This window comes from Bradyrhizobium sp. SEMIA (assembly GCF_014844175.1).
GTDB lineage: Bacteria > Pseudomonadota > Alphaproteobacteria > Rhizobiales > Xanthobacteraceae > Bradyrhizobium > Bradyrhizobium arachidis.
The window spans coordinates 6,187,645-6,203,191 of sequence record NZ_CP046601.1 but is presented as its reverse complement, the minus strand read 5'-3'; the positions used below and the strand labels follow the sequence as shown (position 1 = coordinate 6,203,191).

Genomic DNA, 15,547 nt, shown 5'->3' with positions numbered 1-15,547 from the left:
GTGGCGGGATAAGGTCCCCTTATGGTCGCCCAACGGCCCCGTCGGAGCCCGCCACAAGCCGGGAAACCGGCAGGATCTCGCCGCCCGCAGCCTCGATCGAGGCCCGAATCCCTCGGGCCAGCTCGACGGCGCCCTGGGTATCCCCATGCAGCAGGATCGATTTGACCGGCATGGCGAGCGGCTTTCCGCTGGAGGCAATGACCACGCCGTCACGCAGCAGACGCTCGACCCGCTCGGCAACCACCCCGGCGTCGTGAATGACCGCGCCGGGCTTCGCCCGAGACACCAGCAGGCCCTCGTCGTCATAGGCCCGGTCAGCCAGGAACGTCGTGGCGACCCTGATACCGCACCGCGCCGCCGCCCCTTCGATGGCGCGACTGCTCGAGGAAAGGATCAGGAGATTGGGATCGAACGCGGCAACCGCGCGCACCAATGGTCGAGCAAGATCGGCGTCGGCAGCAATCATGTTGCCCAGCGCGCCGTGAAAGCTCATATGCGTGACGCGATGCCCGACGGCCCGCGCGATGCCGTCGAGCGCGCCGAGCTGGTAAGTGACCATGGCGGCGAGCTCGCTGAGGTCGATCTGCATCACGCGCCGGCCAAATCCCTGACGATCCGGAAACCCGACATGGGCTCCAAGGTCGACGCCTCGCGCCCTGGCGCGCTCCGCCGTGCGCTGCATGATCAGGGGATCACCGGCATGAAAGCCGCATGCGACGTTGGCCGAAGACACAAGGTCGAGCAGCGCCTCGTCATTGCCCATCGGCCACGGACCAAAACCTTCGCCCATATCGGCGTTGAGATCGATCTTCATGATGTCTCACCTTCAATCGGACGCAGTAGGAGCAGCGGCGTGCCGTAGCCCACGATCGTGCCGTGATCGGTCAGCACATCGGTCACCATTCCTGACAGGGGGGCAGGCACGGCTAGAAGCAAAGGACCGATTTGCAGGAAGCCGAGAGGCTCGCCACCCCGGACATCGGCGTCAGCCAAAGCGATTGCGTGCTCGTGAAGCGGGTGACGATCGAGAAAAATGCCCGGCGATGTAGCGCGGACGGTGATTGACGGCGCATCGACGGGCGGGATCTCCTCACCGTCAACGGCGCGCACCGATACGCCGTCGTTGACCAAACGCAGCGAGGCGCTCGGACCGCGCAGCTCGAGCAGCGCGAGACCGGCGTCCTTGAGCCAAACGCTCAGCTGGTCGACGTGATCGAGAGGAGTGCTCATCGGTCTCCCCCTTCGCCGCAGTGAAGCTCGACGAGACGACGGGCGTTGGCAAGCCAGCGGCGGGCGTCTGTCGCGGCGCCCAGCGCATCATCCCAGCTACAGCGGATGAAGCGGACGCTGCTCCCGATCGGAGCCTGGCCGAGGCGCCAGAGGTCTGCCTCGATCACCGTGCCGATTTTGGGATAGCCGCCGGAGGGCTGTGCATCGCGCATCTGGATAATGGGCTGGCCGCCATGGGGCACCTGAATGACGCCGGGCACGATACCATGTGAGCGCAATTCCAGCGGACGCAGGGGGATGAGCTCAGGGCCGGCAAGCCTGTAACCGTAGCGGTCGCTCTGCGGGGTGATCTTCCAGGCAGTCGACCACAATGCATCGTGCGATGAATTGGTGAAGCAGTCGTACTCGGCGGCTGGTAACACGCGAGCGGCGGGCACACCGTCGACGTCAAGCGGCAGCGCGAGCCCTGGCGGGACCAGGCCGAAGCCGGGAGTGGCCCGCTCGTTCGAACGGCCGGTCGGCAGTTCATCGCCATCGCGGAGCGGCCGCCCCTCGTGGCCCCCAAACGAGCCTCTCAACTGCGTGCTGCGCGAGCCCAGCACGGCCGGCACGTCAACGCCATCCGCGACGCACAGATAGGCGCGGCTCGCGCGCCATGTCGTCTGCTTGGGAAGCGAAAGCGACAGCTCCTGCCCCGCTTCGGCGCGATGCGCCCACCACGGCAACACCGGCGCCTCATCAATTCTTCCCGCACAATCGGCACCGGTGACAGCAAAAACAGTCGAGCGCTCGAAACGAACCTTGAAGGGAAGAACCGGAATCTCGATGGCTGCGGCGTTCTCCTCGTTGCGTAGCAGGATATTGCCTCCTGCAAGGGCGAGCGCGTCCATGGCGCCCGATATCCCGACGCCAAGATTGAGCCCACCGGTACGGCCGAGATCCTGGACGGTCGCTAGCGCGCCCGCTGACAAGATTTTGATCATCGCAGCACCCGGACAACCCTAAAGCGGATGCTGTCGCCCGGCTGAAGCAGTGCCGGCGGGCTGCGATTCACATCGAAGAATGCGACCTGTGTGCTGCCGATTGTGTTCCACCCGCTCGGTCCGACCGAGGCAGACACGCCGGTCTGATTACCGCCTATCGACACGGCTCCTCCCGGAATCCTAAGCACCGGCACCTTGCGGCGCGGCGTCGCGATACGCTCATCCATGCCGCCGAGATAGCAATAGCCGGGATGACTTCCGAGCGCGAATACGGTGTAGGTTGGCGCGCTATGGCGTTCGACGATCTCATCGATGCTCATGCCGGTGTGCTCAACGACATCGGCCATATGCGGTCCCGCTTCCCCGCCATAGGTGACGGGCAGATCGATGCAGTGCCCGGCGATCGGAAGCGGCTCGACGACGTCCCAGAGTTCGACGAGCCTTTGCTCGATCTCTTCCGGTCGTCGCGGCGGCTCAACAAAGGCCAGCATGAGATTGTTCATTCCTGGCACGGCCTCGCGCACGCCGGAAAATCCGGCAGCCGCGCGCGCCATGGCCCAAATCCGCCGCTGCGTTTCAAGCGTGGTCTCGCCGGGCGCCTCGAAAAGCAGCGCCGTCGTCCCGAGCAGGCTTGTGCGAGGCCGATCCGTCGTCATGGCTGCCTACTCAACCGAAGTTTCGTCTCGAGATGGTGGATACTGACACCACCGCGGATAAATTCGGGGTCGGCAACGAGGCGCCGGTGCAGGGGCAGGTTTGTTGCAATCCCCTCGATCCGCGCCTCGTCGAGCGCCACGCGCAAACGGGCCAACGCCTCATGGCGCGTCGCACCATGGACGATAAGCTTGCCGAGCAGGGAGTCGTAGTACGACGATACGCGGTAACCGGCACTCGCATGACTGTCGATGCGCACGCCAGGTCCGCCCGGCATCTGCCAGATATCAATCACACCAGGCGACGGTACGAAGCTGTCGGGGTCTTCGGCATTGATGCGGCACTCGAAGGCATGACCGCGACAGGCGATGTCGCCCTGCCTGAACGGCAGCCGTTCACCCTGCGCCACACGGATCTGAGCCTCGACAAGATCGATTCCAGCGGTCATCTCGGTAACGGGATGTTCGACCTGGAGACGCGTATTCATCTCGATGAAGTAGAACGCGTTATCTTGCACCAGGAATTCGAAAGTCCCGACGCCGCGATAGCCGATTTGCCGGCAAGCCTCCGCACAGCGCTCGCCGATTTCGCGGACCAGCCCATCTTCGGTCTGCGGGGCTGGCGCTTCCTCAATCACCTTCTGATGTCGGCGTTGGAGTGAGCAATCGCGGCTGCCAAGCCAGACTGTGTTACCGTGCGTGTCGGCGATCACCTGGATCTCGACGTGGCGCGGGCGGCCCAGGAATTTCTCGACATAGATGGCGCTATTGCCAAACGCCCGCCGCGCTTCTTCCCGGGTCAGGGTCAGCGCGTCACGCAAGCCGCCCTCACTCTCCACCACCCGCATGCCGCGACCGCCCCCGCCGCCCGCGGCTTTCAGGATCACGGGATAGCCGATCTCACGCGCCGCCGCGCGCACGACATCGAGATCCTCAGTCAGGGCTGCATCGGGACCGGGGACGCACGGAACGCCTGCCGCTCTCATGGCGCGCTTGGCCGCGATCTTGTCCCCCATGACGCGCATGCTCGCGGCCGTCGGGCCGATGAATGTCAGGCCTGCGGCTTCCACTTGCTCGGCAAAGCCGGCATTCTCGGACAAAAATCCGTAGCCGGGGTGGATCGCTTCGGCCCCGCTGACCTCGGCCCCAAACAGAATCGCTTTCTGGTTCAAGTAGCTCTGCGCTGCCGCGGCGGGGCCGATGCACAGAGCGAGGTCAGCCTGACCCACATACGGAGCCTCTCGGTCGACCTCGGAATGGACCACGATCGTTCGCAATCCGAGACGCCGGCATGTCCGCAGGAGGCGTAAGGCAACCTCTCCCCGATTGGCTATGAGTACCGATTCAAACATGAGTCACGCGAACCGTATAAGTTCTTGGCCAGCCTCGACTTCCTGACCCGAGGCAACCAGGATCGCCGACACCGTACCATCCCGTTCGGCGAGAACCCCGTGAAACATCTTCATCGCCTCGATCACACAGACTGTCGTTCCTGACGTCACAGCCTGTCCTACCGAAACGAAGGCGGGCGCATCCGGCGCCGGTTGCAGATGCACAATTCCGAACAAGGGCGCTGCGACATTCGCCTGTCGCTTCGGCGCGACACCAGGTTCGGCGCGAATTGGCCGCTGTCCGGCGCGTGTGGATGGGACCGTCTTAACCGGTACCCGAACCGTATCGCCAGGCTGCGCCCGTCGAACCAGTCTGAGCGACCAGCGGTCTTCGCTGAACTCCATCTCATTCAGATCAGACGCAGCCATCGCATCGATCAGGGTCTTAATCCGCTCCAAATCCATGTTCCGCCACCCATACGGGATCGTGGGGCTGGATGCGCCACGCCGGCCTCGACGCTAGCGCCGTCGATTCCCGCCGACCAAGACGGATTGGCTTTGCCCCTATAAGGGAGCGCTATGACGCCTTCTGGGGCCGCTCTTCACGCGGAAGGAGATTTCCCGGCAGACCGGCCACAAGCTCCAGCAGGATTTCCTTAATCGCCTGTGCGGGTTCGGAGAGCGGCAAATGACCGGACTGGCACAGCGCCAGCGGCGCCTCGATGACCGGATCGATGATGCAGGATTGCCAGGCATCGCAGGACGATGCGACCAGCCGCGCCATCGATTCGGGCAGGATGGTAGCGCCAAGCCCATCGGAGATCACGGCGGTCAGCGTGCTGGCGGATTCGATTTCCGCGACGACCTTTGGGACCTTGCCGATGGCCGCGAAAGCGTCATTCACCATCTTGCGGACGACATTGTAGGGGCGCGCGAGGTAGAGCTCGGTATCAACGAGCATTGCGAGCGGCACTTCGGGCGGCGGCGCCACCATGCTGCCGCGGCCGACGACGTAAAGCGGCTCTCGCAACAGCGGCTGGAATGCGAGGCCGTGGACGGCCGTCTTGCCGCCGTAGAGAACCGCCAGGTCCATGCGGCCATTCATCACGAGCTCGGAAAGCGTGGTGCCATAGGTCTCGTTTAAATAGAGCAAAATGCCGGGGTGCCGCGCCCGCACCGTGCGCAGAAGCGGCAGAGCCAGTCCTGCCGCGGCAGTCCCCGGCGCGAGTCCCACCGCAACGGCGCCCGAGATATTCTTTGCGGCCGCGTTCATGTCGGCGCGCGCCTGGTCGCATTGCCGCAGGATGAGCTGGGCGTGGCGATACAGCACCTTGCCGGCCTCGGTCGGCACCACACCGCTCTTGGTGCGCACGAGAAGCTGCTGACGCACCTCGCCTTCGAGCGTTGCAAGCTGCTGGCTGAGCGCTGGCTGCGCCACATGCAGCACATCGGCGGCTTGCGTCAGGCTGCCGACGTCGACGATCTTCACGAAATACTGCAGTCGCCTGAGATTCACGTCCTGTCCTCAGACTGCGGTCTGCTCCAGACCCGAGCAGAGCATCCATAAGATATGCCTATCAGGCCAGATTGAACTCGTGTTGGCCAGGGCCGAGCTCAATCTCTAGCGTCGCACCTCGCTTAGCAAGGGTCAATCACTATGAACCATCCTCGTATTTCCGCACGGGTGAGGCGCATCAAGCCTTCACCCAGCTCGGCGGCAGCCGATCGGGCAACGGCGCTGAAGCGAGAGGGCTGGAACATCGTCAGCCTTGCCGTCGGCGAGCCGGACTTCGATACGCCTGCGAACATTCGCGCCGCGGCCTCAAAGGCGATGGACAAGGGCGCCACCCGTTACACGATGCTGCCGGGATCCGTCGATCTGCGCGAGGCGATTGCAGCCAAACTGAAGCGCGAGAACAACCTCGTCTACGCCCCTTCCGACATCATCGTCACCAACGGTTGTAAAAGCGGCATCTATAGCGCGTTAGAGGCCACGATTGAGGCCGGCGACGAGGTGATCATCCCGGCTCCCTACTGGGTGTCGTATCCCGACATGGTGATCGCCTGCGAGGGCGTTCCGAAGATTGTCGCGTGCCCGGAAAGCCAAGGCTTCAAAATCTCGCCAGAGCAGCTCGAAGCTGCCATCACGAACAAGACGCGATGGCTAATCATCAACTCGCCGTCGAATCCGACGGGCGCGAGCTACTCGGCGGCGGAATACCGCAAGCTGGCCGACATTCTCCGACGTCATCCCAACGTGCTGGTCATGACGGACGACATCTATGAACACATCCGCTTCGACGGTCGCGCAACGCCGCACCTGCTGAACGCCGCCCCCGAACTGGCGGACCGCGTGCTTGCGGTTAACGGCGTGTCGAAGACCTACGCGATGACTGGCTGGCGGATCGGCTGGATCGCCGGCCCCTCCGATCTGATCGGCGCGCTGAACACGCTGCTGTCGCAGGCCGCCGGCAACGCCTGCTCGATTAGTCAGGCTGCCGCCATCGAAGCGCTCAACGGCGACCAGCGCTTCGTTACCGAAAGCGTCGCGATCTACCGTACCCGCCGCGATCGCATGCTGACGCGCATCAACCAGATCGAGGGCTTGAGCTGCCTGCCGCCCGACGGCGCGTTCTATCTCTACGTGAATTGCGCCGGGTTGATCGGTCGAAAAACTCCCGCCGGTGCGCACCTCGAAACCGACGGCGACGTCGCGATGTATCTGCTCGAAAGCGTGGGCGTCGCCGTGGTCCAAGGTAGCGCCTATGGCTTGTCGCCGTACTTCCGCATCTCGATCGCCGCGTCGCTCGATGTGCTCGACGACGGCATCAACCGCATCGCTCGCGCCGTCTCCGAACTTCGCTAGCCTCCCGATCGGAAGCACCTCATGTCAAACACCGGCATCGAAAAGAATCCCTCGGCTCCGCAAGTCGATCCCGCGGTGATCGCAGAACTGCGGACCATCGCAGTCGCCCTGCTCAGCGACCAGCTGCACCGCAATTGCGGCAGCGTTGGGCTAATCCCCTATCACTCCCCGGCGCCGATGGTGGGAACCGCGGTGACCGTGAAGACGCGCGGCGGCGACAACCTTGCCATCCTTCGTGCCTACGACTTCTGCCGTCCCGGCGACGTGATGGTTGTTGACGCCGGCGGCGACATCTCCAACGCGCTCGTCGGCGGCATCATGACCCTCGCCGCGGCCTCGCTCGGGCTTGCCGGCATGGTGCTCGACGGCGCGATTCGCGACGTTGCGGAAATCCGTGCACGCACTTTTCCCGTCTATGCGCGCGGCGTGACTCATCGCGGTCCCTACAAGGATGGTCCCGGAGCGATCAATGTCCCGATCACTGTCGGCGGCATGCCCGTGAACGCGGGCGACATCATTGTGGGAGACCAGGACGGCCTGCTGGCATTTCCACCGTCCCTGGCCGCAACGGTCATCGAGAAAGCATTGGCGCAGGAGCAAAAGGAACAAGGCACCATCGATGCGATCCGCGGGGGCCGATGGGATCGCGCCTTCGTCGATGCGCTCGAGGCGCGTTGCGCGAACTGAACGGCCCTGGCGCTTTCGAATTCGAACAAGCTGACGTTGGCCGTCGCCAACCAGTTGTCATCGCATCATCAAGCGCCCAACTGATCGCAACAAATCGTAGGGCGACCTACGAAATCGCGAACAATCCTAGCGAAATTTCCCAACTAAAAAGGTCCGTTCCGACGCGCAACGCTCTAAGTAATTGATATTGCTTGGTGGGCGCACCAGGGCTCGAACCTGGGAGCCGCTGACTAAGGGACAGCCACGGACTAAGAACAATCAATAACTTAGCGGTCGCACACCTGGGCTTATCCGGCAGTAGATGGGCATTCGTCGCACGATCATAGTGCTTAGTTGTACTGCGCTTATCGACGGGGCCGGTGCAAGCGCGCTCGGCAGGCCCCTAGTCGCGCGACAGCCACCAGACAGGTCAGCAGGCCCCAAATAGGCGATGTTGATCGGGCCGACGTCCTGGGCCACCTGTGGTAGCGCTTGCTCCTTCCGCAGCCCCGACGTTCTTCCCCCTTCACAAGATACGTGGCGAGTTGTTCGCAGACGGAGGTCTCCACGCAAACTCTCCCGACCACCTCGCGCTTCATGAGGCGGAGCATTTTCTCGAAGAACGGCTGGAAGACATATCGGTTTTAAGCATCGGCACGACCACCTCGCGGTTCTCTTTTTCGAACTCTGGTGAGACCGACTGGTCCAACGGCCAGACTGAAGGTCAGATCACGCGCCTGAAGCTCGTCCGACGTCAAATGTATGAATGTACGGCCGCGGTAGAATAGATCTGCTTCAGGCTAGGCTAATCGGTGCAGACTAGTCGGCGCTGGACCAAACTTAGGGTCAGAGCCAAATTTGCAAACGATGACATAATTGCGGTCGACGTTTGGGCGGGAGGTACTCTCGCTATTGTCGAGCTCTCGCAATCAAACGATTCGGAGCAGCTATGATGAAGCAATACGTTGGGCTGGACGTCTCGCAGAGGGAAACAGCGATATGCGTAGTCGGCGAGATGGGACAAGTAATCTTCGAAGGAAAGGCCAAATCTGATCCGGGCGCGTTGACCAGCCTGCTTCGCAAGCATGCGCCTCATGCCGAGCGCATCGGATTCGAGACTGGTGCGATGGCGAGTTGGCTTTGGCATGAACTCCGTAGGGTTGATCTTCCCGTCGTCTGTATCGACGCTCGGCACGCGCACGCAGCCTTGTCGGTTCGCATGAACAAGAGTGATCAAAACGACGCCCGAGGCCTCGCCGAGTTGGTGCGGGTCGGTTGGTACCGGGAGGTGAAGGTCAAGAGCGAAGAAAGCCAGAAGATTCGAGCGATACTCGTTGCGCGATTTCGTCTCGTGACCATTCGCCGGGATATCGAGAACCAAGTCCGGAGTTTGATCAAAGAATATGGCCTGCTGTTCTCACGCGCAATCGGCCAGCAGTTCCGCAACCAGGTCAACGAGCTGTTGGGCGATAATCATCCACTCCTCAGCGTGATAGCGCCGCTCCTGTCGATCCATGAGAACGTCTGTCAGCAACAGGATAAGTTCGATGACCAAGTCCGCCGGTTGGCAAAACAGGACGAGACGACGCGCCGTCTGATGACGGTCCCAGGTGTCGGCGTCGTGACCGCCTTAACATTCCGCCATACGATCGATGATCCCTCGCGCTTCCGATCGGCCTCAACAGTTGGCGCCTATTTGGGGCTTACGCCGCGACGCAACCAATCTGGCGAAACTGACACCAACGGCAAGATATCCCGCTGGGGCGATCGACTTCTACGAACTTACCTATTCGAGGCCGCAACCGTTCTGCTGTACCGAACAAAGAAATGGTCTTGCCTCAAGGCCTGGGGCATGAAGCTCGCAAAGCGGATTGGCATGAGGAAGGCAAAGGTAGCCGTTGCCCGGAAGATCGCCGTAATCCTGCACTGTATCTGGGTCGACGGCACATCGTTCGACTGGGGCCAGGCGAAGGAGGCCTAACCCTATTTTTTTAAGTTCCTGGTCCGGCCTGCCGGACTGGCGATGTCCCGCTGGGACGGTGGTCGTGGCGACCTCGGTCAATCGGCTGGTGGCGGTCCGTCCGCACTCCGCTGCAAACGTTGGGGCGCCCGATCCGGACATCATCATGAGGCGCGTCTCGCGACCTCGGAAAGGACCATGACCCCAGCTACGACATCAACCCAACTACGCCGAAGCCGCCAACGACATCGATTATCCAATCCCTCTGGGCGATCGTCTCACCATCCGCGATCGCTCCGTCTCCGCAACCCGACCAGCTCCGACGGAGCAATCGCTACCGGCGTGCCACTGGAGAGAATGAATGGCAGCTTGACAACAACCCGCAATTAAAGGGCCGATTGACACCTTAGATCAGCTAGATAGTCATTTGGGGCGGCATCAAAACCGCGAATTGAGCGAAGTCTTGCCCGTTCACGACGAGCTTCGTCGAAACGTCAGTTTTCAACGAAGATCGCAACTTCTGATTTATGGTCGAACCTGCCGTGAGAATAGCTGCGAGACGAAGCCATTCGTACACCAACTCGGTTGTACGGTGTTGGGTTTGCGACACCGGCGCCGACACGCTCGCTGGAGCGGCAGAACACGCCAGAGTCTGCCTGCAGCCGTTCTTCAAGGAAAATCAGAAGCCAAGTACGCTTTGGATGCCGATGGCACGGCCGTTGCTACGAGGCGACGATAGCCAGCGAAGGCGCGACGCGCATTCAGACAGGATGGGAAAACCATGATCGCAGCGTCTCTAAAACGGACCCTGTACAGAGTACCGAGCGTGCGACAGCTACCGTACTCGCCCAATAGGGCGATCCATTGATCGGATGGGACGAGGATCAGGCAAAGCGCGCGCTAGCGAACTGGAGAGTTGAAATGACTGCACCCCTAGCCGTATCGCCGCGGCACCAAATGTCCGATGTAGACGCAATGATCGCTGACCTCCGGTCGTGCGAACACCCGCACGATGTGGAAGTGTGCGGTATGCTGTTGCACATTCTCCCTGGCGTTCTGTCGCCACGCCTGAGTCACGCTCCCGACGCCTTGATATCGAAGTGGCACATCCAATCTGGAGCGACAATATTGGATCTAGGATGCGGATCAGGCGTGTTGGGGCTGGCGGCACTCCGCGCTGGGGCAGAACGCCTGGTGGCTCTCGACATTAATCCGCAAGCCGTTCTCACCACAAAGACAAACATCGAGCGGTTAGGTTATTCCGATCACGCAGAAGTGCGCCTCAGTGACATTTATTCTGCGCTACAGCCTAAAGAAACGTTCGACCTTATTCTGTTTGCCGCCCCATACTGGAACCGAAAAGCAAAGGACGACCTGGAGCGCTCTTGCTTTGACGAAGGTCACAGCGCCATGGCCGCAGCTCTGGGGGGAGCGCATAATTGGCTCAAGGCTGATGGCCTGATGTATGTCGTCTTTTCTGATCAGGGAGATATTGGGCGCGTCCTGAACGTGATCGATGACAGCAAGCTGCGCGTTAGAAACATGCATATTTTCCGACCCTCGATTGAAGGGGGGCACATTCGTATCATCTGGGAGCTCACGGTTCGGTGAAGCCTCTTCTGCCGTCACTCAAGGGAGGCCGGTCGATCGGATTGAATGACCTCATGACAACCCGGCAGTTGTCCAACCGCCCCGAGATCAATCTCGATGATTCCAGCCCTTGCACGCTGTGCAGGCCGTGAAGACGCCAGTTGTGGTGCGCCCCTCGAGATCGGAGCCACTACAGGTGTGATCTCGACGGAAATAAGAGCAGGCGCAGCATCTCCGCCCAGTCGCCCCTGGCGCACTTGTCGACGCCAGGTGAACAGCAGGCTATGAGCCACCCCATGCCGGCGTGCCCCCCAGACCGTCTCGCCGGGCTGCAAGGTCTCTTCGACAAGGCGGACCTTCTCGTCGTAACTCCATCGCCGCCGACGCTCGGCGCCCAACACATTGACCTGCATTCCCGACGTGACCTTAAAGCTAGGAGGAACTCCAACGAGCTTGATAAGCGCGTACGCGAGAAGCAGCGACTCGCACGCGAAGAAGCGGAGCGATCATCACGACACGGCCGCTTGGCAAGCTTGGCAAGGGATATTGTCGCCACAGAAACCTGAAATCCATCCCGTCACGCTTACATCAGCGATCACACGCCACGTCGCATCAGGGTTAAACGAGTCGACCCGTGCGCACTGAGCCACCATCCAAGGTGATCCCAACCTTGCGTCGCAAAGGGACGCCCAATCTCAGGGCGACAGAACCCGTCGTTCGTACCATCGTTTCGCCTTGCAAATGGCCCACAATGCGGTTGCCCTCTGCGCTCTTTGCCAAACTCAACTGCTTGGTTCACAAGCGGGGTAATCAACTGCATGCGTCGATACGTCTCGGCGAGAATGGCACTCGCACACCTGATCGGAGATTAGCCTTTCCCCGCGTTCAACTCATTGGGTTTAGGTACTACCCGCATCGGTATATGGCTGCGGTCTGCATAGAGCTCAGGGTGTAAATGAGGATTCTATACACAGAAGATGGCCAACTCGCATGGCGGAATGGAGCGGCACATTTGCGCCGTTGCGATACCAGCCGTCAGATTGCCAGACTGCGGAATATGTGTGAGCAATAGCGTCTTCATTGGTGTCCACGAGAGTCCGCGGTAACGAAGCGGTAGAGCCCCGCCAGGCGCTTTGCGAAGAGACGATCGTCTTCATGGCCGTGGCGATCGCCACGTCGACCTTCTGAGGTCGAGGCCGTGCGACGTGCAATCGGGACGCGCTGACTTCGCTCATCTGCTTGTCTTCGACGTGAGCCGGTGGGGACGCTTTCAGGACGTTGACGAGAGCGCGCACTACGAGTTCATCTGCCGCAAAGCGGGCGTCAAGGTTGCTTTTTCATGCGCGTGCAGATCTTTTGCCTCAGCAGTCATCCACTGCTCGCGCGGGTTTTCGCGGCTGATGCGCTTGCCGGTCTCCGGGGCTTTGATGAACCTTTGGCGGTTCCAGATGATGCGCCCGGCGTACAGCTCATTCTGAAGGATGCCGTTCAAGCGCTTGCGGCTACCGTCAATGGTCGGATGCTATCACGCGTCGGTTTGTTCAAGCTTGGCGATACGCTTGCGCAGCGCGGCGACTTGGCGGCGCAGCTTTCATCGTCGCCGGCCCAATAGGCGCCGCGCTGGGCGATTTCCTTGCGAACGTCGTCCGCTTCCGCGATCTCGCGGCGGATGACGCGACAATAGGAAATGCCATTCGGCCATGTCAACGTTTAAGTTGTATTGCTTTGTATAACACGTATTGAGTCATTAATTACATCGACACACAAAGGTGCACCGTGTTTGAATCGCGCGATGAAGCGCAGAATCAAACCGAACTCGCAGATGTGGACGGAAGGCGAAGCTCCTCAACTGCTGCGTTGCTCGACGAGCTACGTAAGACATCTGCGGTTCACTCGTCAGCTCGGGTGTTATCAAGGCCTCCGGCCTCTCACAAGCCGATTTGGAAATATACGTCGCGGCAGTGAAGATCATCAGAGTCCGAATGCCCGGAACAGCTTAGGGGTACGCCGTCGTACCCGCTGACACGCGGCCACGCGTGCTGCAGACGCGGGGTGCACTGATCTTGCGAAAGACGAACAGCAGCGATTGTCCGAGCTAAGCCGCCCACCCCAGCTCACGCAAGTCAGGCAGCGGGAGTGTCTCGCGCGGATAACGGACGTTCGACGACCTCTTTGCGCACGACATAGCCTCGATGCGCCGAAATCCCGCGATGCCGATCAGATAGTCTGCTGAGCACCACGGGGCTCACCAACCGACCGAGGTCGCACTAACGCGCAATGACAGAGTCGGTCTTGGTGCGGATCAGCAGATGGCAAATCGGCGATGGTCTCGCGAGCCTTGGCCAGGCTCGGCACATCAGCTTCAACCAAATGCCCTCGACACCCTTCTTCCGGTTCCCCTACGGCTCCGCGTCGTCGAAACGGATAGCTGTCATACGTCATTGGACGACTGTCGGCCTCACGAGCCAATTTCTCTTGCGAAATACCACGGCTCACCCGGATCCGACGCACATTCCAAGCCAAAAGCGCACGAGTTTTCATGCGGCCCTAGATTGGGTTTCACGCAATCGAGTATGTCCACCATTGCCTGAGCCTCAGCGGCATTAAATGTCGCGACTTGGGGATGGAAAGTCGTGGAAGCGGTCCATCGGACCAGGTTGTCAAAGATATCGAGAGCGCCGAATGGTAGTTTTACGTCGAAGAAAATGGACGCAGGGTTGGTGTGGTTTGGGCCACGCACAACGGGCACAAGTACATCAAGACGACGGGTTACTAATCATAAAGGCACCGGGTGCGCTCGCGATAGCTGACGAAAGGCTGGCGGACTATCTTGCTTCAATCACGACCGGAAATCTTGCCGAGGATGTCCCACAGGGCGATGTCGACCGCCGAGACGCCATAGACGATAGGGCCCACGCGGCCGAAATTCTGGAGCTGGAATTCCAGATCATATTTGATCTTACCTATTTCCAGGGCGCTCCTGCCGATCACGAGTGGTAACACGCGCGCCTCGATCATCGCCTTCAGCGACTTGTCCTCACACCGCGAGAAGGCCTCGCCCCAGCCTACGACGCCCTGTTCAGTTTCCGCCTCACCAACAACGTGTCGAACTGCAGTTTGGAGCGCAACTGGGATCACCGTACCAGCCTGCACGAATATAAGGCGAGACCTTGGCCTCGAGCCGGTCCGGACTGGCCGTGCGGAAAGCGTTGAGGAAGGCCATCTTGCGGGCCTGCATGTTCTGGGCGACGGCCCGCTCGTCAGCACCTGGACACCATGTGCAAAGCCGCCCGTTGGAGGAGCAAAACGTCTGTAGAGTTTCTTGTTGGTGGTTTTCCGGAAAATCCCGCAATCGGGTGCAAGTTGAGCTGACTGCACTTCAGCTTCGAATTGCCCTGCCTCAAGCTGGGTATAGGATGATCCCATCCCACCATCTCTTCAGCATGGCTACTTGATCGTGAATGTTTCTATATCTGGGGCATTCCCAAAAGCCCATCGCGCTCATGGTTCGATCTCCGACAACTTGCCTCAGACGGCGTCCATGCTTCGCCCTCCTCCTGGCACTTTTAGCGGTGAGTGTGATGATGGATTGGCGTATCATCCTCTTCAGCCAAGCCTGCCGGCTCGATCGTGAATTCGATTTCTATGGTGCCCGCCTTTTCGAATTCCAACGTCCCTTTGACCATCTCTCCTTCCTTTAGCGCGCCGTGAAGTCCTTCAAACAGGATCCGCGCGCCACCGGGTTGAAGCCTAACGAACCCACCAGGTTCTATTTGGAAGCCATGCTCATGGGTGGCGAACTTAGCTGGCCGTGCGCCTGCATTGGCTTCCTGCAAGATTCCCTTCTCGCCCGAAAGCGACGCCCCGAGCAACCGATCTGGCCCTGTGCCCCTGTTCCGAATTTCGATCACATAAGCAGTCGTCGTGGTATTGGTCGTATCCTTTGCAGCCACCCAGGGATGCTGGATCAGTAGTGTTCCGACCTCAAACTCGTGACTGACGGCGGTACTGTTAAAAAAAGCCAGGACGGCAACACCGGCAATCGGCGACAGCAATGCTCTTGCACTCGCCATCAACATCGTGAGTTTCCAAGGCATCATGGCCTCCTCTGTAATCCGCGTTTTAGCGCTTACCACGTTATGTTCGCTGGAAAGGTGGTCAGCGAACGTTTCCCGCAACTGCCCCTTTTGGAGGTGGGCTCAACTGGGCTGTATCAAAATCATTCCGCTGAATGCCGGCAGCGCGAGCAACGATCACTCGGAGGCTGA

General features: G+C 60.6%; 15 protein-coding genes. 4 read left to right on the top strand and 11 right to left on the bottom strand.

All coding sequences use genetic code 11. The annotated features are described in order from the left end of the window. Positions 1-19: 19 nt before the first annotated feature. The 7 genes from FOM02_RS30070 to nac all read right to left on the bottom strand — a co-directional run bounded on the left by FOM02_RS30070 (position 20) and on the right by nac (position 5,713). Entirely contained in the window at positions 20-814 is a 795-nt protein-coding gene (locus FOM02_RS30070) for a LamB/YcsF family protein (protein ID WP_265440412.1), read from the bottom strand. Next, a complete protein-coding gene (locus tag FOM02_RS30065; protein ID WP_265440411.1) occupies positions 811-1,230 on the bottom strand; it encodes a hypothetical protein in 420 nt (139 codons plus the stop codon). The genes FOM02_RS30070 and FOM02_RS30065 overlap by 4 nt, the downstream gene beginning before the upstream one ends. Further along, positions 1,227-2,213 (bottom strand): biotin-dependent carboxyltransferase family protein, encoded by a 987-nt coding sequence (locus FOM02_RS30060; RefSeq protein WP_265440410.1) that lies wholly within the window; start codon positions 2,211-2,213, stop codon positions 1,227-1,229. Before FOM02_RS30060 ends, FOM02_RS30065 begins: the two co-directional genes overlap by 4 nt. After that, the gene (gene pxpB, locus FOM02_RS30055; protein WP_027562255.1) at positions 2,210-2,869 is read right to left on the bottom strand and encodes a 5-oxoprolinase subunit PxpB; all 660 of its coding nucleotides are present in this window, start codon (positions 2,867-2,869) and stop codon (positions 2,210-2,212) included. The genes FOM02_RS30060 and pxpB overlap by 4 nt, the downstream gene beginning before the upstream one ends. After that, a complete protein-coding gene (accC, locus tag FOM02_RS30050) occupies positions 2,866-4,218 on the bottom strand; it encodes an acetyl-CoA carboxylase biotin carboxylase subunit (RefSeq protein WP_265440409.1) in 1,353 nt (450 codons plus the stop codon). Before accC ends, pxpB begins: the two co-directional genes overlap by 4 nt. 3 nt (positions 4,219-4,221) lie before the next feature. Beyond that, positions 4,222-4,662, bottom strand: coding sequence for an acetyl-CoA carboxylase biotin carboxyl carrier protein (locus FOM02_RS30045; RefSeq protein WP_027562257.1), 441 nt, complete (start codon positions 4,660-4,662; stop codon positions 4,222-4,224). A 112-nt stretch (positions 4,663-4,774) separates the two neighbouring features. Then, a complete protein-coding gene (gene nac / locus FOM02_RS30040) occupies positions 4,775-5,713 on the bottom strand; it encodes a nitrogen assimilation transcriptional regulator NAC (RefSeq protein ID WP_035730124.1) in 939 nt (312 codons plus the stop codon). 141 nt (positions 5,714-5,854) lie between these two features. Between nac and FOM02_RS30035 the strand changes: the two genes are divergently transcribed. The 4 genes from FOM02_RS30035 (at position 5,855) to FOM02_RS30020 (ending at position 11,300) form a co-directional block, all read left to right on the top strand. Then, positions 5,855-7,063, top strand: coding sequence for an aspartate transaminase (locus FOM02_RS30035; RefSeq protein ID WP_265440408.1), 1,209 nt, complete (start codon positions 5,855-5,857; stop codon positions 7,061-7,063). 21 nt (positions 7,064-7,084) lie between these two features. Beyond that, a complete protein-coding gene (locus tag FOM02_RS30030; RefSeq protein ID WP_265440407.1) occupies positions 7,085-7,750 on the top strand; it encodes an RraA family protein in 666 nt (221 codons plus the stop codon). A 931-nt stretch (positions 7,751-8,681) separates the two neighbouring features. After that, positions 8,682-9,710: an IS110 family transposase gene (locus FOM02_RS30025; protein ID WP_265442218.1), complete on the top strand. Its 1,029-nt coding sequence runs from the start codon at positions 8,682-8,684 to the stop codon at positions 9,708-9,710. A gap of 900 nt (positions 9,711-10,610) precedes the next feature. After that, positions 10,611-11,300, top strand: a complete 690-nt coding sequence (locus FOM02_RS30020) for a 50S ribosomal protein L11 methyltransferase (protein WP_322596914.1) — start codon at positions 10,611-10,613, stop codon at positions 11,298-11,300. Between the two features lie 14 nt (positions 11,301-11,314). Here the strand turns inward: FOM02_RS30020 and FOM02_RS47265 are convergent, their stop codons facing one another. From FOM02_RS47265 to FOM02_RS30000, 4 genes are all read right to left on the bottom strand, one after another. Further along, positions 11,315-11,692, bottom strand: a complete 378-nt coding sequence (locus FOM02_RS47265) for a transposase (protein WP_416207723.1) — start codon at positions 11,690-11,692, stop codon at positions 11,315-11,317. Positions 11,693-12,573: 881 nt separating this feature from the next. After that, positions 12,574-12,771, bottom strand: a complete 198-nt coding sequence (locus FOM02_RS30015; protein ID WP_265440406.1) for a recombinase family protein — start codon at positions 12,769-12,771, stop codon at positions 12,574-12,576. A 1,343-nt stretch (positions 12,772-14,114) separates the two neighbouring features. Next, the gene (locus FOM02_RS30010) at positions 14,115-14,417 is read right to left on the bottom strand and encodes a hypothetical protein (protein WP_416207722.1); all 303 of its coding nucleotides are present in this window, start codon (positions 14,415-14,417) and stop codon (positions 14,115-14,117) included. Positions 14,418-14,845: 428 nt separating this feature from the next. Then, on the bottom strand, positions 14,846-15,376 hold the full coding sequence (locus tag FOM02_RS30000; RefSeq protein WP_265440405.1) for a copper chaperone PCu(A)C: 531 nt from the start codon (positions 15,374-15,376) through the stop codon (positions 14,846-14,848). Positions 15,377-15,547: the final 171 nt, after the last annotated feature.